The sequence below is a fragment of the Herbaspirillum sp. CF444 genome, assembly GCF_000282135.1.
Lineage (GTDB): Bacteria > Pseudomonadota > Gammaproteobacteria > Burkholderiales > Burkholderiaceae_D > Herbaspirillum.
In genome coordinates this window covers 12,631-32,935 of the sequence record NZ_AKJW01000066.1, presented here as the reverse complement: position 1 = coordinate 32,935, position 20,305 = coordinate 12,631, and the positions used below count along the sequence as shown (strand labels likewise).

Genomic DNA, 20,305 nt, shown 5'->3' with positions numbered 1-20,305 from the left:
ATTATTCTCCTCGGTTCAGAAAGGCGCGCTTGCCGCGCATTTCAACGATGTGCGACAGCAGTTGCCGGAAGTCGTCTTCCCGTTCGGCCATGTTCATGTGCTCGTTGTTGACGATCAGCAGCGGCGCGGCATCGTAGTTGTAAAAAAAACGGCTGTAGCTGTCGCACAGGCGCTGCAGGTAATCGGGCGAGATCGATGCTTCCATCGGAATGCCGCGCTTCCTGATGCGTTCCACCAGTGTCTCCACGGGCGCCTGCAGATAGATCACCAGATCCGGCTGCACGGCATGCGGGCGCATGTGCTGATAGAGTTGCTCGTACAGTTTCAGTTCTTCATCGGCCAGCGTCAGGCGTGCAAACAGAGGGTCTTTTTCCAGCAGAAAATCGCCGACGAAGCGCGTCTGAAAAAGATCGGCCTGCGCCAGCTCCTGCAATTGCTGGATGCGCTGGAACAGGAAAAACATCTGCGTCTGCAAGGCATATCGGGCCGCGTCCCGATAAAATTTTTCCAGGAAGGGATTCTCCTGCGGCTGCTCCAGCACGGCTTGCGCGCCGAGGTGTTCGGCCAGCTTGCGGGTCAGGGTCGTCTTGCCGACGCCGATCGGGCCTTCGATGACGATGTATTTGTAATTGTTTAGATCCATTCGTGGTCTTCGCGGTTGGGCGTTGCTGCTGCAAGGAAAGACAGCAAGTCCGCATTGTAGGAGATTGCCGCGGATGTGTCAGTGCAGTGCATCAAGCCGCCGGCAATCACCCCGGCCGGCCTCAACTGCGGAAGATGAAATAGACCGCCCCCACCAGGCACAGCGCCGCCCATACATAGTCCAGCTTGAACGGCTGGTTCATGTAAATCATGGCAAAGGGAACGAACACGGTGAGCGTGATGGCCTCCTGCATGATCTTCAGTTGCGCCAGGCTGAACTGGGTGTAGCCGATGCGGTTGGCGGGCACTTGCAACAAGTATTCGAACAGGGCAATCGACCAACTGATCAACGCCGCGATCCACCAGGGTTTGGACGCAAGGCTTTTGAGATGGCCGTACCAGGCCACGGTCATGAAAATATTGGACAAAGCCAGCAGGCCGACGGTCTGGAAGGCGACAGGAATTTGCATGCGTGTTATTACCGGGAAATTGTTTCTTTATGGAAAAATTAACTTTGATAAATCAAGCTGAATTCTGCCTCTATTCCCCCGACAGGCCAAGACACCCGCCCCTCAGAATAAGGAAATAGTAAAAATGGCTGCAGTATGGGCTGAAGTATGAGTTGAGGGAGGCGCGGGCATCCGTGCAGACGCAGACCAGTGTTGCCATTGGGCAAGCTGATGTAAAGAATAATAAATCGTGGCGAATGTATAAAAGACCGGCGAATTGTTGCCGTTAATGCATGTGGGCTCGTGCTGGGCGGCCGGGTCTGTCGTACCTGGGAAAAGTCAAACATTCTGATTGGGATATCGTGAAGTCGAAACACCAAGCCATGCTATTGGTCTGGGGGATCAATGCACTGTTGCTGGCGCTGCTGGCGCCGAGATGGTGGCAAGGCCTCATTGCCGGCGTGCTCATCGCTGCTGCAGCCTGGGCGCTGACGGGCAAGAATGCGCCGGCTGCATCCACCGCCTCCAGGGAGTCTCCGGTGCTGTCCGTCTCCGTCGACGGCAATGCCGCAACGTCGCAGACAGTGCCGTTCGAGCTGCTGCAAGGCGTCGTGCCGGCCTGGCGCAACAACGTGCAACTGGCCCGTTCGCAGACGCAGGAAGCCATCGACAAGCTGACGCAACGTTTCGTCGGCATCCATCAGCGGCTCGGCGGCGCAGTCAGCCTCGCGGAAGGCGGCAGGAACGGCGACGTGCTGCAAGTCATTCAAAAAGCGGCGCAGCAACTCGGCGGCATCGCCGAGGCCCTGGAACAAGTCTTGTCCACGCGCGAGGCCTTGCTGCGCAAGATCGAAAACCTGGGCCAGCATAATGAAGACATTCGCCAGTTGGGCCTGGAGATCGAGCGGATCGCCGGCCGCACCGGCGTCACCGATCTGTTCTCGGATGAAAAAAGCTGGGCCGAACTGGCGGCGCGTTCCGCCGAGGCCGGCCAGCAAATCGTCGCCAAAACAAAAAACGTGCAGCAGCAAATACAGACCACGCTGGTGTCGGCCAATCAGCTCGACAGCGACGCCAGCCGCATGATGGACGATTCGCGCCTCGTCATCGACACCGTCATCGCCGATTTTCGCCAGTCCGCCCTCAAACTGAGCGGCACCGTCGGCCAGTTGGAGGAGGATAGCCGCGAAGTCGACCAGGAGGTGTGCGACATCCTCGTCAACCTGCAATTCCAGGACCGCATCAGCCAGATCCTCGACCACGTGCAACTCGACATGATCAAGCTGGTAGGCCTGGTCGAACAGGCGCAGCCATTGCCGGACCGCGCGACCTGGCTGGCCGATCTCGAAAAGACCTATACCACGCAGGAGCAGCGCCAGATACACGCCGGCCGGCAGGCCGACAAGTCCATGCAATCGCAAGTTGATTTCTTTTGAAGAGGGTGGCATGCATGCAAGAACTGATGTTGACGATCGGCATCCGCAATACCGGCAGCCACGGCGGCGTGCCGGCGGCGTCTTTTCGGGGAGGGCGCTGAAATGAGCGCCAAGACCATCCTGATCGTCGATGATTCGTTCAGTCTGCGCCAGACCATCTGCATGGCGCTGCAGGGCGCAGGTTATGACGTGGTCGAAGCCATCGACGGGCGCGATGCGCTCAACAAGCTCGACGGGCGCAAATACAACCTGGTCATCTCCGACGTCAACATGCCCAATCTCGACGGTTTGAGTTTCGTGCGCGAGCTCAAGCAAAACCCGAACTACAAATTCACGCCGGTATTGATGCTGACTACCGAGAGCGGCGACTCGCGCAAGCAGGAAGGCAAGTCCATCGGCGTGCGCGCCTGGGTGCACAAGCCTTTCCTGCCGCCGGTCCTGCTTGAAGCAGTCGCCAAGCTGGTATCGCCATAAGGAAGACGACGATGCCTTTGACGCAAAGCACACGCGACGGACACTTGCGACTCCTGGTGAATGGCGGCTTTACCATTTTCCAGGCGGCCGAGTACAAGCCGCAGCTGCTCGGCGTGATCGACAATGCCGATGAAATGCTGGAGATGGACCTGAGCGGCGTCGATGAAATCGACACCACCGGATTGCAATTGCTGTTGCTGATGAAGCGCGAGGCCGCGCTCCAGTACAAGCAATTATTTTTCAACGGCATCAGTCCTGCCGTGCAAAACGTGATCGACATGCTGCATCTGCAGGGAACATTCGACATTCAACCATCCATACAGGGGCTCGCATGAAAAAAGATGCCGCCCGCGATGCGCTGGTGCAGGAAGGGCGCGAACTGCTGGTTGCCATGGAAGCGGCCTTGCTGCAGATCGAGAGCGAAGGCCCCAGCAAGGATGCGATCAATGCGATCTTCCGCGCCGCGCACACCATCAAGGGATCGGCGGGGTTGTTTGCCTTCGACAGCATCGTCAGTTTCACGCATGTGCTGGAGAGCGTCCTCGACAAAGTGCGCAACGGCATCCTGAAGCTCGACGATGCCATGATGTCGCTGCTGCTGAACTGCGGCGACTACATGGGCGATCTGGTCGACGCCATCGAAAAACTGCAAGAAGATCAGGAACCGGATCTGGCGCGCCGGACCGAGCTGGAAGCGGCGCTCAATGCCCATCTCGAACAGGTCGCCGTGGCGGAAGAAGCCAACGCCAGGGACGTGCCGGTGGTCGATGCCACCGGCCTGACGGAAACCGTCGCTGCCGTCACCGCGGCGGCCGCCGCGCTGGCGGGGAATGCACAATACGCAGACGTCGATGGCGATGGGGACGCCGAAGACGACCACCCCGCCGTAGCCAATCCCAACTGGCATTTGTCGTTGCGCTTCAGCCAGGACGTACTGCGCGACGGCCTCGATCCGCTCTCGTTCCTGCGCTACTTGCTGACGATGGGGCGCAGCGTCTACGCGCATACGGTCGAGCACACCATGCCGACCGCCGACGAAATGGATCCTGAGCTTTGCTATATCGGATTCGAGATCGGCTTTGACAGCAACGCCGATCGCCAAGCGATCGAAAGCGTGTTTGAGTTCGTCCGCGAAGGCAGCGACATCAACATCTTTTCGCCGCATTGTTCGTTGGAGCAATACCGGTGCTGGCTGGCGCGCATGCCCGAACGCGATCGGATGATGCGGATGTTGCTGCAGTCGGGTGCATTGACCGACGCCGAATGCCAGTTCCTGAACGGCGAGGGACCTCTTCCATGCCGGACTGTCACTGACAGCGACGCGGCGACTTTATTTGCCAAGACGGCCGCAAAGACCGTGGCCAAGACCGGATCGTTCGAGTTGGCGCCGCATGCCGTGGCGGACAATGGCGCCGTTACCCGGCAAAAATCGGGCGACGACAAAAAGGGCCAGGAGCAGAAATTCATCAAGATCGAAGTCTCCAAGCTCGACCAGTTGATCGATCTCGTCGGCGAACTCGTGATCGCCGGCGCAGGTGCCAGCCTGGTCGCCAAACGCAAGAAGGATCAGCGTTTTGAAGAAGCGACGCAGCTTATTTCCGGCCTGGTGGAACAGATCCGCGATGCCGCGCTGACGTTGCGGATGGTGCAGATCAATGAGGTCTTCCAGCGCTTTCCGCGCGTGGTGCGCAACATCTCGCGCGAGCTGGGCAAGGAGATCGAACTGATCGTCACTGGCGCCGACACCGAACTGGACAAGTCGATGGTCGAGAAGATTTCCGACCCGCTGATGCATATCGTGCGCAACGCCATGGACCACGGCATCGAAGCAGCCGACATCCGGCGTGACATGGGCAAGCCGGAGGCGGGCGTGCTGCGCCTGAACGCGACGCATGAATCCGGCAGCGTCGTGATCGAAGTGTTCGACGACGGCCGCGGCCTCGACAAGGAAAAGATTGTGCGCAAGGCGACGCAACAGGGATTGATCGCCGTCGATGCGAACTTGTCGGAGAAGGATATTTTCCGCCTTATTTTCGAACCGGGATTTTCGACTGCCGAGCAGGTGACAGCCCTGTCCGGACGCGGCGTCGGCATGGACGTCGTCAAGCGCAACATCGATTCCCTCCATGGCGAGGTCGACATTTTCAGCAACCCGGGCAAGGGCACCATGGTGCGCATTCGCCTGCCGTTGACGCTGGCCATCATTGCCGGTTTCCAGGTGGTGGTGGGCGGCGCGGTGTTCGTCATCCCGCTGGATCTGGTGGTGGAATGCATCAATTTGACGGCGCATCAGGTGCACGACAACGTGGTGACCTTGCGCGGCGAACCTTTGCCGTTCATTCCGTTGCGCGAGTTGTTCGATCTTCCCTCCCGGGAGTCGCCGCGCAAGAGCCTCGTGATCGTTCAGTACGGCCAGATGCGCGCCGGTTTGCTGGTCGACAATTTGCTGGGCGAATGCCAGGCCGTGATCAAGCCGCTGGGAAAATTGTTCAGCAAGGTCAAGGGATTGAGCGGCTCGACCATTCTCGGCGACGGTCGCGTCGCATTGATCCTGGACGTGCCGCATCTGATCGCGCATACCGGACAGATGGAGCAGGTGAGCATCCGGCGTTCGGAGATCAAGGTTGAGTTTGGCGAACGAATGTGAATAGCAGGCATCACGGCAGGGAATTCCTTCAGGCCGGGCCGATAAGAAAGACAGTATGGGAAACAAGGGAGTTGTCATGCAGAACAAATTGACGCAACGAATGAGCATCCGGCAGCTTTTCATCTGGCTGGTCATCGTGCTGGCCGTGCTGATGGGCTCCATCGTCAGCGTGACGCGGGCGCTCAAGGACGCCAACTCCAACCTGGACCGGGCGCACGAGTCCCGCTACTACTCGTTCGTGCTGGCCAATGAAATGCGGCGCAGCTCGGAAGACCTGACCAAGTTCGGACGCGCTTACGTCACCACGGGCGACCCCAACGACGAGGAACGCTATTACATCGTCCTCGATATCCGCAACGGCAAGCGTCCACGCCCCAAGAACTACGAGCGCTTCAATCTCGACCTGGTCACCGCCAAGCAGGTCAACGGCATGCCGTCCGACCCTGCCATGCCGCTCATCGACTTGATGAAGCAGGCCGGCTTCACCACGCAGGAACTGGCGAAGATGCAGGAGGCCAAGGCCAATTCCGATGCCTTGAACAAGATCGAGATTACTGCATTCAACGCCGTGAAGGGGCAGTTCGACGACGGCGCCGGCAATTTCACCGTGACCGGCGCGCCGAATCAGGCGATGGCGCAGGAACTGATGTTCGACCAGAATTATCGCAACATGGTCGGTCGCGTGATGGTGCCGATCAATGATTTCTTGCGCATGGTCGACGAGCGTACCGAGAAGCGCGTGGCCATTGCGCAGATGCGTTACTCGGAACTGGAGATGATGATTTTTTCGCTGCTCGGCGCGTCCATGCTGCTGTTGCTGGTTTGTCTGTTCTTCACCTATCGCGTGATTCGTTCGCAACTGGGCGGAGAACCGAAGGATGCCATGATGGTGTTGCGTAAAGTGGCCGAGGGCGATCTGACCGTCAAGGTGCCGGTGTCGCCCAAAGATACCGGCAGCGTCTTGCACAGCACGCAGCAAATGGTTGCCAAGTGGACTTCCGTGATCGGCGACGTCAGCGGCACGGCGAGTTCGCTGGCGTCGGCGTCCGAACAGATCTCGGCGTCTTCCCAGGCGCTGAGCAAGAATGCGTCGCAGCAAGCTTCCAACGTGGAAGAGACCAGCGCCTCGGTGGAAGAGATCACCGCCACCATCGCGCAGAATGCCGAGAATGCGCGCGTCACCGACAGCATCGCCAGCAAGTCCGCCAATTCGGCCGCCGAAGGAGGCGAAGTCGTGCGCGAGACCGTGCAGGCCATGAAGCAGATCGCGGGCAAGATCGGCATCATCGACGATATCGCCTACCAGACCAACCTGCTGGCGCTGAACGCGGCCATTGAAGCGGCGCGCGCCGGCGAGCATGGCAAGGGCTTCGCGGTGGTTGCCGCCGAAGTGCGGAAGCTGGCCGAGCGTTCGCAGACCGCCGCGCAGGAAATCATCGCCGTCGCGGAGAACAGCGTGATGCTGGCGGAAAAGGCCGGCGGCTTGCTTGACCAGATGGTGCCGTCGATTCGCCGGACTGCGGATCTGGTGCAGGAAATTTCCGCCGCCTCGCGCGAGCAATCGGCGGGACTGGAGCAGATCAACAACGCCGTGCACCAGATGGCGCAGACCACGCAACTGACTGCATCCGCATCGGAAGAATTGTCTTCGACTTCGGAAGAAATGAGCGCCCAAGCCATGCAGTTGCAGGATCTGATCCTGTTCTTCCAGGTCGGCGAGGAAAAACGCGGGCCGGTGAAGAACGCCGGCAAGACCGGCAAGCTGGTCAACGAGCCGCCGGCGATCAGCACCAAGTTCGTCAAGCCGACCCGCATTTCCATGCTGGATGACGGCGATGATCCGGTTGACGAGTCTTCGTTCAAGCGTTTTTGATGTGCGTTTTTGATGCGCGTTTTTGATGCGACTACGCAGGGAGCAAGGCACGAAGGAGTACCCGGAGGAGACACGGAAATGAAGCTATCCAACAAGCTTGCCGCCAGTTTTGCCTTTGCTGCGCTCCTGACCGTGGCCGTGGGCGGCTACGGCGTCGCCAATCTGTTTCGCGTCAACGGCATGCTTGAGGAAATCTATACCACCAATCTTCTCACCATCGTCAATCTGAGCCGGACCAACAAACTTACCTTCGACATCTCAAGCTTCATGCAGGCCATGGAAAAATCGGATCAGCACGTCGAACGCAAACGAATTGCCGACGCCCTGCGCTTCAAGCTCGATGAACTCAAGCATGCTTATGCCGGCTACAAGTCGACTACGATGTTGAGCGACCTGGAAAAAACACTGCAAGCGCAGGCCGATCAACTGGTGGCGGTTTATATCAGGAAAGTCGAGTTGCGCCGCGATTATTTATTGCGCGACGACGACAACGGCGGCGATCCCGATGCGATCCGGAAAGATGCCGACGGCCTGCACGTGCAGTTGAACGCATTGATAGACGAGAACGTGCGCCAGGCAACCGTCAACAGGCAGAGAGCGGCCGCATTGGAGCAACAGAATCTGGAGCAAAGCGTCGGCGTCATTGCGCTGGCCTTGCTGACGGCGATCATTCTGGGAATGTATACGCGCCGTGCCTTTGTCCGGCAGATCGGCGGCGATCCGAGAGAAGTGATGAAAGTCTTGCTGAAGATTGCCAATGGCAATCTCGCCGTCGTGCTCGATGCCGAGAAAATCAGTAAAGGGAGCGTGTTGCATAGCGCGCAGAGAATGCAGGGCAGGTTGACGGAAGTGCTGGGCGACGTCAATGCGGCGACGGTGACGCTGGCTTCCGCTGCCGGCCAGTTGACATTGGCGGCGGAACAGTTGAGCAAAAACTCGTCGCAGCAGGCAGCCGATTCCGAGGAAGCCACCAATGCCATCGGTCAGATCGCCGGCACGGTCGGCATCAATACCGCCAACGCCAACCGCACCAATGAGATCGCCGGCGAATCGGCGCGCACGGCTGCCGCAGGAAGGGATGCCGTGCGCGAAACGCTGGATGCCATGCGCGAGATTGCCGTCAGAATCAGCGTCATCGACGACATCGCCTATCAGACCAACTTGCTGGCGCTGAATGCTGCCATTGAGGCCGCTCGCGCCGGCGAGAACGGCAAGGGTTTTGCCGTGGTCGCCAATGAAGTGCGCAAACTGGCCGAGCGCTCGCAGGTCGCCGCGCAGGAGATCCTGGAAGTGTCGCAACGCAGTGTCGGACTGGCGGAGAAAGCAGGTGGCTTGCTGGAGAACATGTTGCCGTCGATTCAGCAAACCGCGAACCTGGTCGATGGCATATCGTTGTCGGCGCGCGATCAGAATTCCAATCTGGCGCAAATCCACAATGCAATCGGGCAGATTGCCCAGGCGATACAAATGAATGCCGTGGCGTCGGAGGAGTTGTCCGCGACTTCGGAAGAAATGAGTGATCAGGCCAATCAGCTGCGCGACATGATGCGGTATTTTTCGCTGGATGAAATCAATGAGGATGTCGTGCAGGACGTGTCGGAGCAGACCCTCATTGAGGGAAAATACTTTCCTCGCGGTTCAGGCGGCGGGGGCGTTGCCGGCGGCAGTGTTCGGGAATCGGTGTTGTCAGATGTTTGAGGAGTACGTGTATGCCCAGTTTATCGCTGAACGGTGAATCGTCGTTCGCCAGGTCGCAGCAACAGGAAGCGGTGCTGAGCCGCCAGTTCCTGACTTTTGTGCTGGGTGAAGAGATGTTCGCCATGCCGATCGGAGACATCCGCGAAATCATCGAGTTCTGCAGCCTGACGGAAGTGCCGTTGATGCCGAATTTTTTGCGCGGCGTGATCAACCTGCGTGGCGCGGTGGTGCCGGTCATCGACTTGTCGGTGCGATTCGGTCGCGCGCCGACGCCGATTGCCAAGCGCACTTGCATCGTCATCATGGAAGTCGCGCAGGAGGAACAGACCATGCTGTTGGGCGTGATGGTCGACGCCGTGCGCGCCGTGCTGATGGTGGAAAACGACAAGGTGGAACCGCCGCTGAGTTTCGGCTCGCGGCTGCGCGCCGATTTTATCGAAGGCATGATCAACATCAAGGACCGTTTCATCGTTGTGCTGGATGTCGGCGCGGTCTTGTCGGTGGACGAACTGTCGTCGTTGATGGGAATGACTGCCGTCGAAGAACTCAATGCACAATCGGGTAGCTGACGCTATGATGGGATCATGATCGGTATAAGCATGCCGGCGGGCAACGCCGGCTGCGACAAACCGGCCGCCAGGAGATGCAGCATGTCAATCGAGGGAGTCGATAGATGAATTCCAGCATCGAGTCCATGGCACTGGATGTCAGTGATCAGGAAATGCTGCTATTCCAGCAGCTTTTCAAGCACTACATCGGTTTGTATCTGCCGTTCTCGAAGAAGGCGTTGCTGTGCAGTCGCCTGTCGCGCAGGCTGGGCGAGCTCGGGCTGCGTGATTTGCGGGAGTACTATGCGCTGATCTCGGCGCCGCAGGAGGAGATGGAGCGGCAACGCGCCATTGACCTGATCACGACCAACGAGACTTATTTCTTTCGTGAGCAAAAGCACTTCGACGCTTTGCGCGACGATATCTTGCCGGAGATGTTTTCACGGCAGGAACTGAAAATCTGGAGCGCCGCCAGTGCCACCGGCGAAGAAGCCTTTTCAATCGCCATGCTGCTTGACGACTGTCGCGCGCATCATCCCTGGAGCATCTATGCGTCCGACATCAGTCAGCGCGTGCTGACGTTCGCGCGCCGGGCCCTGTATCCGATGGTGCGCGGCGAGCATATTCCGAAATCCTACCTGTCGCGCTACTGCCTGTGCGGCACGGGCGAATATGAAGGACATTTTCTGATCGACCAGCGCATTCGCAAGCGTGTCTCCTTCGAGCAGCGCAACCTGCTGGATCTGCCGACTGACATGGACACGAGATTCGATATCGTGTTCCTGCGCAACGTCATCATCTATTTCGATTTTCCAACCAAGGTCGAAGTCATCCAGTCCGTCGTTCGCAAAATCCGGCCCGGCGGCTGGCTGATCGTCGGGCATTCGGAATCACTGCACGGCATGCCGCTCGAGCTGGAGATGTACGCTCCTTCCATTTACAGGAGACCGCTGTGAGCGAACGCGTCTTCGTCAATCTTGGGGAGGTGTATTTCGGCCAGGGCGACTTGCAGGTCGAGACCTTGCTGGGGTCGTGCGTGGCAATCACGTTCTGGCATCCGGGCCGGCGTTTGGGCGGACTGTGCCATTTCCTGTTGCCGGCGCGGCGCTTGCCTCGCAGGCAAAATGCGCAAGACGGGCAGGCGGAACCGGATGGCCGTTATGGCGATGAGGCATTGGTGCGCCTGCTCGACGAAGTGCGCAAGCATGACACGCAGCTCGCCGACTATCGGGTAAAAGTCTTTGGCGGCGGCAACGTGCTGGGATTGCCGGCCTCGAAAGTCCGGGTCGGGCAGGCCAATGCCGACTTTGCACTGGAAATGCTGCAGCGGCAGCAGATTCCGATCACGGCGCAGGACATCGCCGGCGACGGCTATCGCTACCTGCGCTTCGATCTGAACAGCGGCGACGTCTGGGTGCGGCGCGGACATGGCGTCGTGCACGACCTGGAAAAAGTCCCGGCAGTGCGGTCCGGTGTCGCGGCACACACCGCAGGCATGTTGCGGGACAGGGGGCGCGGATGACGATCAAGGTGATGATTGTCGATGATTCGTCGGTGGTCCGTCAGGTGATCCAGGACCTGATCGAGCCGTGCCACGATCTTTCCGTGATCGCCACGGCGCCGGATCCGATCTTCGCCATGGCGAAGATGCGCGCCAACTGGCCGGACGTGATCATTCTGGACATCGAAATGCCGCGCATGGACGGCATCACTTTCCTGCGTCAGATCATGGCCATCAGGCCTACGCCCGTGGTGATCTGCTCATCGTTGGCCGAACGCAGCGCGGCGGTCACGATGGAGGCCCTGGCGGCCGGCGCGGTCGGGGTCATCACCAAGCCGTCGCTCGGCATTCGCGATTTTCTGCAAGACAGCTCGGAAGACCTGATCGCCGCCATACGCGCGGCAGCACATGCGCGTTTGCGCCGCGCGCACGTCGCCGCAGGCAATATCGGCAGCGATGCCGAGAAGATGATGCGCGCGGATATGCCTCCTGCGTCCGGACTGGACGGCATGCGGCTGACCGCCGACGCGATGCTGGAGCCGCCTGGTTTCCAGGACGGATTGATTCCGATTACGCCGAAAGTGGTGGCGATCGGCGCTTCAACCGGTGGCCCGCAGGCGCTGGAGAGGGTGCTGCGGGCGGTCCGGAAGGATTGCCCGGGGCTGGTGATCGTGCAGCATATGCCGGAGAAATTCACGCAGAGTTTTGCAAAACGCCTCGATTCGATTTCGGGAATTCAGGTCAAGGAGGCCGAACATCATGACCTGGTGTTGCCTGGACGCGCATTAGTTGCACCCGGCGGCTCGCACATGATGGTCAGGCGCGATGGCGTGCAGTACTATGTAGAAGTAGTCGGCGGGCCTCTCGTCAGCCGCCACAAGCCGTCGGTGGATGTGCTGTTTCGTTCGATGGCCAAGGCTGCCGGCAGGAACGCCGTCGGCATCATCATGACCGGCATGGGCGATGATGGCGCATGCGGCATGAAGGAAATGCGCGAGTGCGGTGCGGCGACCTATGCGCAGGATGAAAACAGCTGCGTGGTGTTTGGCATGCCGAAGGAAGCGGTGTTGCTCGGCGGTGTGGGCGATGTTGTTTCCCTTGAAGACATCTCTTCCGTGATTGACAGATATGGTTACTAAATTGACGCCCTTTCCAATAGAAACCTTGTTGATTGTCGATGACAGCCCGTTGCAGCGTCTGCACACGGTCGGCCTGATGCGCGACCTCGGCGTCGAGATGATCTACGAAGCCGGCGACGGGCATGAAGCGCTGGAACTGCTGGCCTTGCTGCGCCTGCCGCCGAGCCTGGTGATCGTGGACCTGGAAATGCCGGGCATGGACGGCGTTGAGTTCATCCAGCAATTGCAGGCAAGGAATCTGCACTTCCCGTTGATTGTCGCCTCCAGTCGCGAAAGATCCCTGTTGGCGTCGGTGGAGACCATGATTGAAGCATTGGGCATGCATGTGCTGGGCGCGTTGCAGAAACCGTTGAATCAGGAAAAACTTCTCGGTGCATTGAATTCCTCCGGCAGCAATCTTTCCTTGCCGCAAAAAGATCCGAACTTGCCGACCATCACCGAAGCGGAATTGGCGGCGGCTATTCGCAATCACGAAATCATCGCCTACTACCAGCCCAAGGTCGATATCCGTACCGGCATGCTCAAAGGGGTGGAAGCGCTGGCGCGCTGGATACATCCGCAAGCCGGAATGATTCCGCCGAATCACTTCATTCCGCTGGCCGAAAGCAGCGGCCTGATCCACGAACTGACCTTGTCGATGTTCGAGCAAGCCATGGCGCAGGCGGCCTTGTGGAACGAACGCGGCTTGTCGTTGAAGGTGGCTGTCAACCTGTCGCCGTTGTCGCTCGACATCCCCAGCTTCGTGCAGAAGGTGTCCGACCTGCTGGCGCAGCACGCCTTGCTGGCGGAACAGATCGTGCTGGAGATTACCGAGAGTTCGGTCGTGGCGAACCTGGGAAGTGCGCTTGGTGCACTGGCGCGTTTCCGCCTCAAGGGATTCGGTTTGTCGATCGACGACTACGGCACCGGCTTCTCATCGATGCAGCAGCTGGCGCGCATTCCTTTCACGGAACTGAAGATCGACCGCTCGTTTGTGCATGGCGCACATGCGCGCCAGAATCTGCGCGTGATCCTGCAGTCGGCTCTGGATATGGCCAAGCGGCTGGAACTCGTGACGGTGGCGGAGGGGATCGAGACCATCGAAGACTGGCGTTTGCTGCAGGACTCGGGTTGCACGCTGGGACAGGGTTACCTGATTGCCAAACCGATGCTGCCCAGCGAGTTGCCCATCTGGCTCAAGGGGCATCATCGCCGTCTGGCCGAGCTGCGTCCGCAGCAGGATGCAGCAAACGGCACCGGCGGAGCCGATCACGACAATTGAGCGGCGCTCGCACAGCGCGTGCAAACGCCCGGAGCTTTCCTTGCAGCTTGTATTCGTTGCTGATCAGTTGCCGATCGGATGAATCGGCTGATCCGCCACGCCTGCGCGCAAGTCCCGTACCGCACCGATGCCGGGGATGGCGACGGCGGGGGCGATATCCAGCAGCGGAATCAGAACGAAGGCGCGTTGCGTCATGCGCGGATGCGGCACGGTCAACACATCGTCGGCGATGATCAGATCGCCGTACAGCAGAATATCCAGATCCAGGGTGCGCGGTGCATTGCGATAAGGACGCTGGCGTCCGTGTGCTTGCTCGATGTCCTGCAACGCCTGCAGCAAATCATGCGGCGTCAAGGAAGTGAAGAGTTGCGCCACGGCGTTGACGTAGTCGTCGCCGCCGGCGTCCACCGGCGCGGTGCGATACAAGGGCGATTGTGCGGAGAGGATGGTATGCGGCAATTGCGCCAGCCGGCGCAACGCGTCTTCCACCGTCGCGCGGGCGTCGCCCAGGTTGCCGCCGATGCCGATGTAGGCTGTTGCCGGTGCGGTCACGGTTATACGTCGCCGTCGGTCGGCTTGTCGGCGCCACTGCCGCTCTTGCTGCGATTGCGGCCGCCGCGACGCTTGCGTTTTTTGGCCGGACCGGCGTTGGCGCCTGGGCCTGTTCCCGCGCCCGCAGCGGCATTGCCGCCGCCGGAAGTCGTTGGTTTGCGCGAGAGCAGGACTTCGCGTTCCGGCGCATCGCCATCGATGAATGCGGTCCACCAGTCGCCCAGCTCGGCATCGATTTCGCCGGAAGCGCAACGCAGCAGCAGGAAGTCGTAGCCGGCGCGCAGGCGCAGATGTTCCAGCAGCTTGTACGGCGCCTTGCCGGTGCGGCGTTCGAAACGCGGCTGCATGGCCCAGATGTCGCGCATGTCGGAGGCGATCTTGCGTTGCAGTGCGAGTTTTTCGGTCTGTGCGTTGAGCACGTCGTCGGCCGCGAGATGCAGCGCCGGAATCGGATATTCTCCGGCTGCCTGATAAGCGCGCCATTTTTCCAGCACCTGATGCCACAGCAGCGAGGCGAACAGGAAGCCCGGCGAGACCGGCTTGCCTTGCTTGATGCGGGCGTCGGTATTGGCCAGCGCCAGCGTGACGAATTTTTCGCCGAGCGGTTGCTCCAGCACGACGTCGAGCAGCGGCAGCAAGCCGTGATGCAGGCCTTGCTTGCGCAGCTGCTGCAGGCAGGCGAGGGCGTGGCCGCTCATGAGCAGCTTGAGCATTTCGTCGAACACGCGCGCCGCCGGCACGTTGTTGATGAGCGGCGCCATGACGGCGATCGGCGCGCCGGTGGCGGCGTCGATAGAGAATTTGAGCTTGGCGGCGAAGCGCACCACGCGCAGCATGCGCACCGGGTCTTCGCGATAGCGCTCTTCCGGCACGCCGATGATGCGCAAGGTCTTGGCGCGGATGTCGGCGATGCCGCCGTGATAATCCAGCACGCTTTGCGAAGCCGGATCGTAGTACATCGCGTTGATGGTGAAGTCGCGCCGCACCGCGTCTTCGTGCTGCTCGCCGAAGGTGTTGTCGCGCAGCACGCGGCCGTGTTCATCCTTGGGCGCCATGTCGGCGGAGGCGCCGCGGAAGGTGGTGACTTCGATAAGCTCCTGGCCGAACATCACGTGCACGATCTGGAAGCGGCGGCCGATGATGAAGGCGCGGCGGAACAATTGCTTGACCTGTTCCGGCGTGGCGTTGGTGGCGACGTCGAAGTCCTTGGGCTTGACCGACAGCAGCAGGTCGCGCACGGCGCCGCCGACGATGAAGGCCTTGAAGCCGGCGTCCTGCAGCGTCTGCGTCACGCGGATGGCGTTGGGCGACACCAGCTGCGGATCGATGCCGTGCTGCTTCTGGCTCAGGATGGTCGGCTCGGTGGCGGAGGCTGCGTCCTTCTTGTTCTTGCCGAGGATCGAGCGGATGAACTTTTTAATCATTGCGTTTCAGTTTGATTTTTATCATTGCGCGTCGAAGAGATTCAGAATCGGCCAGCCCTGGGCGATCGCATGTGCCTTGAGCTTGTCGTTGGGGTTGGTGGCGACCGGGTGCGTGACGCGCGAGAGCAGCGGAATGTCGTTTTGCGAATCGCTGTAGAAGTGACTTTGTTCGTAATCGGCAATCGTCTTGCCGAGGCTCTTGAGCCAGGCTTCGGTGTGCGTCACTTTGCCTTCGGCGTAGGTCGGCGTGCCCAGCAGGCGACCGGTGATGTTTCCTTCGGCGTCGAGTTCCGGCAGCGCGGCGATCAGGTGATGCACCTTGAACAGTTTGGCGATCGGTTCGGTGACGAAGCTGTTGGTGGCGGTGATGATGGCGACGGTGTCGCCGGCATCCAGATGTTTTTGCACCACGGCGACGGCGGCGGGGACCATGGCCGGTTTGACGACTTCTTCCATGAACTGTGCGTGCCAGTCGTCCAGTTGCTTGCGCGGGAATCTGGACAACGTGCCGAAGGCGAATTCCAGATATTTCACCGGGTCCAGCGTGCCGGCCTGGTAGTGCGCATACCACTCGTCGTTGGCTTTGCGGAAAGCGGTTGCATCGATGGCGCCGGTGCGGGCCAGAAACTCGCCCCACTCATGGTCGGAGTCGATGGGAATCAGGGTATGGTCGAGGTCAAATAAGGCGAGATTCATGGCGTTTCGTCTTCAGCTTCCTGTTGTAATAGATCGCGTAGCAGCGGCAGGGTGATGGGACGCTTGGTTTCCAGCGAATAGCGGTCAAGCGCGTCGAGCATGCGCGACAGAGAAGGCATGTCGCGCCGGTAGTGGGTCAGCAGGTACGAGAGGATGCCGGGCGACACGGTCATGCCGCGGCCTTGCGCGGATTGCGTCAGGGCGGCGATCTTCTCGTCGTCGGTCAGGCCGTGCAACTGATAGATCAGGCCCCAGCCGAGCCGCGTGCGCAAATCTTCGCGCACCTGCAATTGCGCCGGCGGCCGGGTGCCGGTGCTGATCAGATAGCCGCCCAGTTCACGGATCTGGTTGAACAGCGCGAAGGCGGCAATCTGGGCATCCGGCGAGAGCTGTTCGCAATCGTCGAGCAGATAGCATTGCACGGCGGGCGTGTAGTCGAAGGCGCTATCGAAGGCGTCGGCGGCGGTGATCAGGCGGCTGGCGACATTGGCATGCGCCAGCGAATGCAGCAGATGCGTCTTGCCCGCACCGTTCTCGCCCCAGAGGTAGATGAAGCGGTCGTTCAATGTCGGCTGCGCCTGCGCCGAGGCGATGCCTTGCAACCGTTGCAGCAATTCTGCATTCTGGCCGGTGACGAAAGTATCGAAAGTCGGCGGCTGCTGCGCGCTCAGATCCAGCAGAAGTTGTCTCATGTCTCGCTATTGTAGAAACTGCTGCTCAGGTAATGTTGGCGCAGGTGCCGCACCATCACCGAAATGATGGCCGAGGTTGGCAGGGCGAGCAGCACGCCGACAAAACCGAATAACTGCCCGAACGCCAGCAGGGCGAAGATCACGACCAGCGGATGCAGGCCGATGCGTTCTCCCACCAGTTGCGGCGTCAGGATGAAGCTTTCCAGCACCTGGCCGATGCCATAGATGATGGCAATGGCGACCAGCCCGTATGGGCCGGTGAATTGCAATACGGCGGCGATCAGCGCCAGCACCAGGCCGAGACCGAAGCCGACGTAGGGAATGAAAACCAGCAAACCGGTCAGGATGCCGACCGGCAAGGCGATGTCGAAGCCGGCAATGGCCAGCGCTATTGAATAATAGGCCGCCAGGATCAGCATCACCAGCAATTGTCCGCGCAGGTATTGCGCGAGCAGGTCGTCGACTTCTTCGGCCATGTGGCTGATCTTGGCGACCCAGCGGCGCGGAATCATGCCACGCAGGCGTCCGATGAAAGGATGCCAGTCTTGCAACAGATAAAACAACACCATCGGAATAAACAACAGATTGGCCAGCCAGGCCAGCACGGCGGTGCCGCCGATCTTGACCGAGGCCAGCACGGAAGCCCAGATTTCATCGCCGCTGGTGGCCAGCTGCTGGGTCATGATCTTCTTGATGCCGGTGACGTCCAGGCGCACGTGGATGCCGTATTCGCCCAGGCGCGGCGCCACGGTGGCGTTGAGTTTGTCGAGGAAATTCGGGATTTGCTGTTGCAGCAGCGGGATTTCCTTGACCAGCACCGGCACCACCACCAGGATCATGGCCAGCACGGCCAGCACCAGCAACAGGATGACGACGAGCACCGCCAGCACGCGCGGCAGGCGGAAACGGCCGATGCGGCGCCCGGCCAGCCAGTCGACGCCCGGATTGAGGGCATACGCCAGGATGGCCGCGGTCACGAAGGGAGTCAGCATGGGCCCCAGCAGCACCAGGAGGCCTATTAACAAAAGCCCTAAAATGAGCCACAACAAGCTTTGTTTTTGCTCATCCGAGAAAGAAAAAGGCATGGAAATCGGGCTTTAGGTGAATCGGTTTGATAAAATCATGGTTTACGCAGTAATTCAGCAGCCTTGCCGGCCGTTTTACTCTTCTACGCTTCAGACCTCTATTTTACCGCCTCTAGTGCCAATATCATCATGACTTCATCATCCAATGTTTCCCTTTCCTACCGCGACGCCGGTGTCGATATCGATGCAGGCGACGCTTTGGTCGAGGCCATCAAGCCTTTTGCCAAGCGTACGACCCGTGAAGGCGTGCTGGGCGGCATTGGCGGTTTCGGCGCCTTGTTCGAGATCAGCAAGAAGTTCAAGGAGCCGGTGCTGGTATCCGGCACCGACGGCGTCGGCACCAAGCTGAAACTGGCTTTCCACCTCAACAGGCACGACACCGTCGGCATCGACTTGGTCGCCATGAGCGTCAACGACATCCTGGTGCAGGGCGCCGAGCCGCTGTTCTTCCTCGACTACTTCGCCTGCGGCAAGCTGGACGTGGCCAGCGCCACCGACGTCATCAAGGGCATCGCCAAGGGCTGTGAGCAAGCCGGCTGCGCGCTGATCGGCGGCGAAACCGCTGAAATGCCGAGCATGTATCCGGACGGCGAATACGACCTGGCCGGCTTCGCCGTCGGCGCGGTCGAAAAATCCAAGCTGATCGACGGGACCAAGATCGTCCCGGGCGATGTCGTGCTGGGCCTGGCTTCGTCGGGGGCGCACTCCAACGGCTATTCGCTGGTGCGCAAGATCCTGGATGTGGCCAAGCCTGACCTGAACGCCGACTTCCACGGCCGCAAGCTGGCCGACGTGCTGCTCGAACCGACGCGCATCTACGTCAAGCCGCTGCTGGCCCTGATGGAAGCTATGGAAGTGAAGGGCATGGTCCACATCACCGGCGGCGGTCTGGTCGAAAACATTCCGCGCGTGTTGCAAGACAACCTGACTGCGGTGCTGGACAGCAAAGCCTGGACCATGCCGCCGCTATTCACCTGGCTGCAGCAGCATGGCGGCGTGGCTGACGCCGAAATGCACCGCGTCTTCAACTGCGGCATCGGCATGACCGTGATCGTGTCGAAAGAAAACGCCGACGCCGCCGAGGCGCAACTGAAAGCGGCCGGCGAGACCGTGTTCCGCATCGGTGAAATCCGCGCACGCGCCGAAGGCGAAGCGCAGACGATCGTCGTTTAAAAAATCAGGCATGGCCCGGTTCGCGCCGGGCAATAAAAAACGGCTGCAAGCAATTGCAGCCGTTTTTGTTTTGGGTGACGCTAAGGAATGCCGTGATCAGGCCGGTTGCTGCGCTACATCCGCTTCGCCATCGCCGGCCAGGGTCTGACGCGTCACCGGCTGCGCATCGCGCACCAGTGCTTCCGGCGGCTGTACGCGCACCGGCTGGCTGTGGTCGATGGACGACGACAGCACATTGAGCGTGGCTTCAGGCGCTGCGTCCCAGACCGGATCATCGATCGCTTCGAACACGCGCTTCAGTTGCGATCCCCAGCTGCGGCGGATCATCTGGAAGTATTGGTTCTGCTCATCGATGGTGACGAAGCGCGTCACGGCCAGGTCGTTGCTGTTGTAGACCAGCAGGTCCAGCGGCAGGCCGACCGAGATGTTCGACTTCAAGGTCGAATCCATGGAAATCAGCGCGCACTTCGCCGCTTCGTCCAGCGAGGTTTGCGGCGTCACGACGCGGTCGATGATCGGTTTGCCGTACTTGGCTTCGCCGATCTGGAAATAGGTGTTTTCGTCGTGCGACTCGATGAAATTGCCGGCCGAGTACATCTGGAACAGGCGGCAGCGCTCGCCCTTGATCTGGCCGCCGAAAATGATGCTGACGTTGAAGTCGATGCCGAACTTGCCCAACTCTTCCGCATCGCGCTGATGCACGGTACGAATGGCATCACCGAGGATTTGCGCCGCTTCGTACATCGAGTGGGCTGTCCAGATGGTGCGGCCTTCGGCGTTGGTCTTTTCGGACACGATCTGGCGGATCGATTGCGAAATGGAAAGATTGCCTGCGGTCATCATCACCATGACGCGTTCGCCCGGGTTCTCGTAGACGTTCATCTTGCGGAAGGTGCCGATGTGGTCGACGCCCGCATTGGTCCGCGAGTCGGATAAGAAGACCAGGCCTTCGTTCAGGCGCATGGCAACGCAATAAGTCATGATGTGAGCTAAAAATGTAAAAACCGAATTTTAC

General features: G+C 60.0%; 20 protein-coding genes. 12 read left to right on the top strand and 8 right to left on the bottom strand.

The window, feature by feature from the left end; all coding sequences use genetic code 11:
* Position 1: 1 nt before the first annotated feature.
* The gene (locus tag PMI16_RS15270; RefSeq protein ID WP_007881055.1) at positions 2 to 643 is read right to left on the bottom strand and encodes a deoxynucleoside kinase; all 642 of its coding nucleotides are present in this window, start codon (positions 641 to 643) and stop codon (positions 2 to 4) included.
* Between the two features lie 121 nt (positions 644 to 764).
* Entirely contained in the window at positions 765 to 1,112 is a 348-nt protein-coding gene (locus PMI16_RS15265; protein WP_007881054.1) for a DMT family protein, read from the bottom strand.
* Positions 1,113 to 1,453: 341 nt separating this feature from the next.
* Here PMI16_RS15265 and PMI16_RS15260 point away from each other — a divergent pair, with 341 nt between their 5' ends.
* The 11 genes from PMI16_RS15260 to PMI16_RS15210 all read left to right on the top strand — a co-directional run bounded on the left by PMI16_RS15260 (position 1,454) and on the right by PMI16_RS15210 (position 13,668).
* Positions 1,454 to 2,527 (top strand): chemotaxis protein, encoded by a 1,074-nt coding sequence (locus tag PMI16_RS15260; RefSeq protein ID WP_237719875.1) that lies wholly within the window; start codon positions 1,454 to 1,456, stop codon positions 2,525 to 2,527.
* Positions 2,528 to 2,629: 102 nt separating this feature from the next.
* A complete protein-coding gene (locus tag PMI16_RS15255) occupies positions 2,630 to 3,001 on the top strand; it encodes a response regulator (RefSeq protein WP_007881044.1) in 372 nt (123 codons plus the stop codon).
* An 11-nt stretch (positions 3,002 to 3,012) separates the two neighbouring features.
* Entirely contained in the window at positions 3,013 to 3,336 is a 324-nt protein-coding gene (locus tag PMI16_RS15250; RefSeq protein WP_007881042.1) for an STAS domain-containing protein, read from the top strand.
* A complete protein-coding gene (locus PMI16_RS15245; RefSeq protein WP_007881032.1) occupies positions 3,333 to 5,648 on the top strand; it encodes a chemotaxis protein CheA in 2,316 nt (771 codons plus the stop codon). The genes PMI16_RS15250 and PMI16_RS15245 overlap by 4 nt, the downstream gene beginning before the upstream one ends.
* Positions 5,649 to 5,724: 76 nt before the next feature.
* Positions 5,725 to 7,521, top strand: coding sequence for a methyl-accepting chemotaxis protein (locus tag PMI16_RS15240; protein WP_007881030.1), 1,797 nt, complete (start codon positions 5,725 to 5,727; stop codon positions 7,519 to 7,521).
* A 78-nt stretch (positions 7,522 to 7,599) separates the two neighbouring features.
* Positions 7,600 to 9,219 (top strand): methyl-accepting chemotaxis protein, encoded by a 1,620-nt coding sequence (locus PMI16_RS15235; protein WP_007881029.1) that lies wholly within the window; start codon positions 7,600 to 7,602, stop codon positions 9,217 to 9,219.
* An 11-nt stretch (positions 9,220 to 9,230) separates the two neighbouring features.
* Positions 9,231 to 9,788: a chemotaxis protein CheW gene (locus PMI16_RS15230; RefSeq protein WP_007881028.1), complete on the top strand. Its 558-nt coding sequence runs from the start codon at positions 9,231 to 9,233 to the stop codon at positions 9,786 to 9,788.
* Between the two features lie 104 nt (positions 9,789 to 9,892).
* A complete protein-coding gene (locus PMI16_RS15225) occupies positions 9,893 to 10,723 on the top strand; it encodes a CheR family methyltransferase (RefSeq protein ID WP_007881027.1) in 831 nt (276 codons plus the stop codon).
* Complete coding sequence (locus PMI16_RS15220; protein WP_007881026.1) at positions 10,720 to 11,289, top strand: chemotaxis protein CheD; 570 nt, start codon at positions 10,720 to 10,722, stop codon at positions 11,287 to 11,289. Before PMI16_RS15225 ends, PMI16_RS15220 begins: the two co-directional genes overlap by 4 nt.
* The gene (locus tag PMI16_RS15215) at positions 11,286 to 12,407 is read left to right on the top strand and encodes a protein-glutamate methylesterase/protein-glutamine glutaminase (protein ID WP_007881025.1); all 1,122 of its coding nucleotides are present in this window, start codon (positions 11,286 to 11,288) and stop codon (positions 12,405 to 12,407) included. The genes PMI16_RS15220 and PMI16_RS15215 overlap by 4 nt, the downstream gene beginning before the upstream one ends.
* Complete coding sequence (locus PMI16_RS15210) at positions 12,397 to 13,668, top strand: EAL domain-containing response regulator (protein WP_007881024.1); 1,272 nt, start codon at positions 12,397 to 12,399, stop codon at positions 13,666 to 13,668. The genes PMI16_RS15215 and PMI16_RS15210 overlap by 11 nt, the downstream gene beginning before the upstream one ends.
* Before the next feature lie 63 nt (positions 13,669 to 13,731).
* Here the strand turns inward: PMI16_RS15210 and folK are convergent, their stop codons facing one another.
* The 5 genes from folK to PMI16_RS15185 are packed head-to-tail and all read right to left on the bottom strand — an operon-like array spanning position 13,732 to position 18,117.
* Complete coding sequence (folK, locus tag PMI16_RS15205) at positions 13,732 to 14,220, bottom strand: 2-amino-4-hydroxy-6-hydroxymethyldihydropteridine diphosphokinase (protein ID WP_007881023.1); 489 nt, start codon at positions 14,218 to 14,220, stop codon at positions 13,732 to 13,734.
* Between the two features lie 2 nt (positions 14,221 to 14,222).
* Complete coding sequence (gene pcnB, locus PMI16_RS15200; RefSeq protein ID WP_007881022.1) at positions 14,223 to 15,644, bottom strand: polynucleotide adenylyltransferase PcnB; 1,422 nt, start codon at positions 15,642 to 15,644, stop codon at positions 14,223 to 14,225.
* Positions 15,645 to 15,665: 21 nt separating this feature from the next.
* The gene (locus PMI16_RS15195; RefSeq protein ID WP_007881021.1) at positions 15,666 to 16,340 is read right to left on the bottom strand and encodes an HAD family hydrolase; all 675 of its coding nucleotides are present in this window, start codon (positions 16,338 to 16,340) and stop codon (positions 15,666 to 15,668) included.
* Entirely contained in the window at positions 16,337 to 17,032 is a 696-nt protein-coding gene (gene hda, locus PMI16_RS15190) for a DnaA regulatory inactivator Hda (RefSeq protein WP_007881020.1), read from the bottom strand. The genes PMI16_RS15195 and hda overlap by 4 nt, the downstream gene beginning before the upstream one ends.
* Positions 17,029 to 18,117, bottom strand: a complete 1,089-nt coding sequence (locus tag PMI16_RS15185) for an AI-2E family transporter (protein ID WP_007881018.1) — start codon at positions 18,115 to 18,117, stop codon at positions 17,029 to 17,031. Before PMI16_RS15185 ends, hda begins: the two co-directional genes overlap by 4 nt.
* 129 nt (positions 18,118 to 18,246) lie before the next feature.
* On the opposite strand from PMI16_RS15185, the gene purM reads away from it, so the two are divergent.
* Complete coding sequence (gene purM / locus PMI16_RS15180) at positions 18,247 to 19,290, top strand: phosphoribosylformylglycinamidine cyclo-ligase (RefSeq protein WP_007881016.1); 1,044 nt, start codon at positions 18,247 to 18,249, stop codon at positions 19,288 to 19,290.
* Between the two features lie 96 nt (positions 19,291 to 19,386).
* Here the strand turns inward: purM and PMI16_RS15175 are convergent, their stop codons facing one another.
* Positions 19,387 to 20,271 carry a hypothetical protein gene (locus PMI16_RS15175; RefSeq protein WP_007881015.1) on the bottom strand — a complete coding sequence of 295 codons (885 nt, stop codon included), beginning with the start codon at positions 20,269 to 20,271 and terminating at the stop codon, positions 19,387 to 19,389.
* Positions 20,272 to 20,305: the final 34 nt, after the last annotated feature.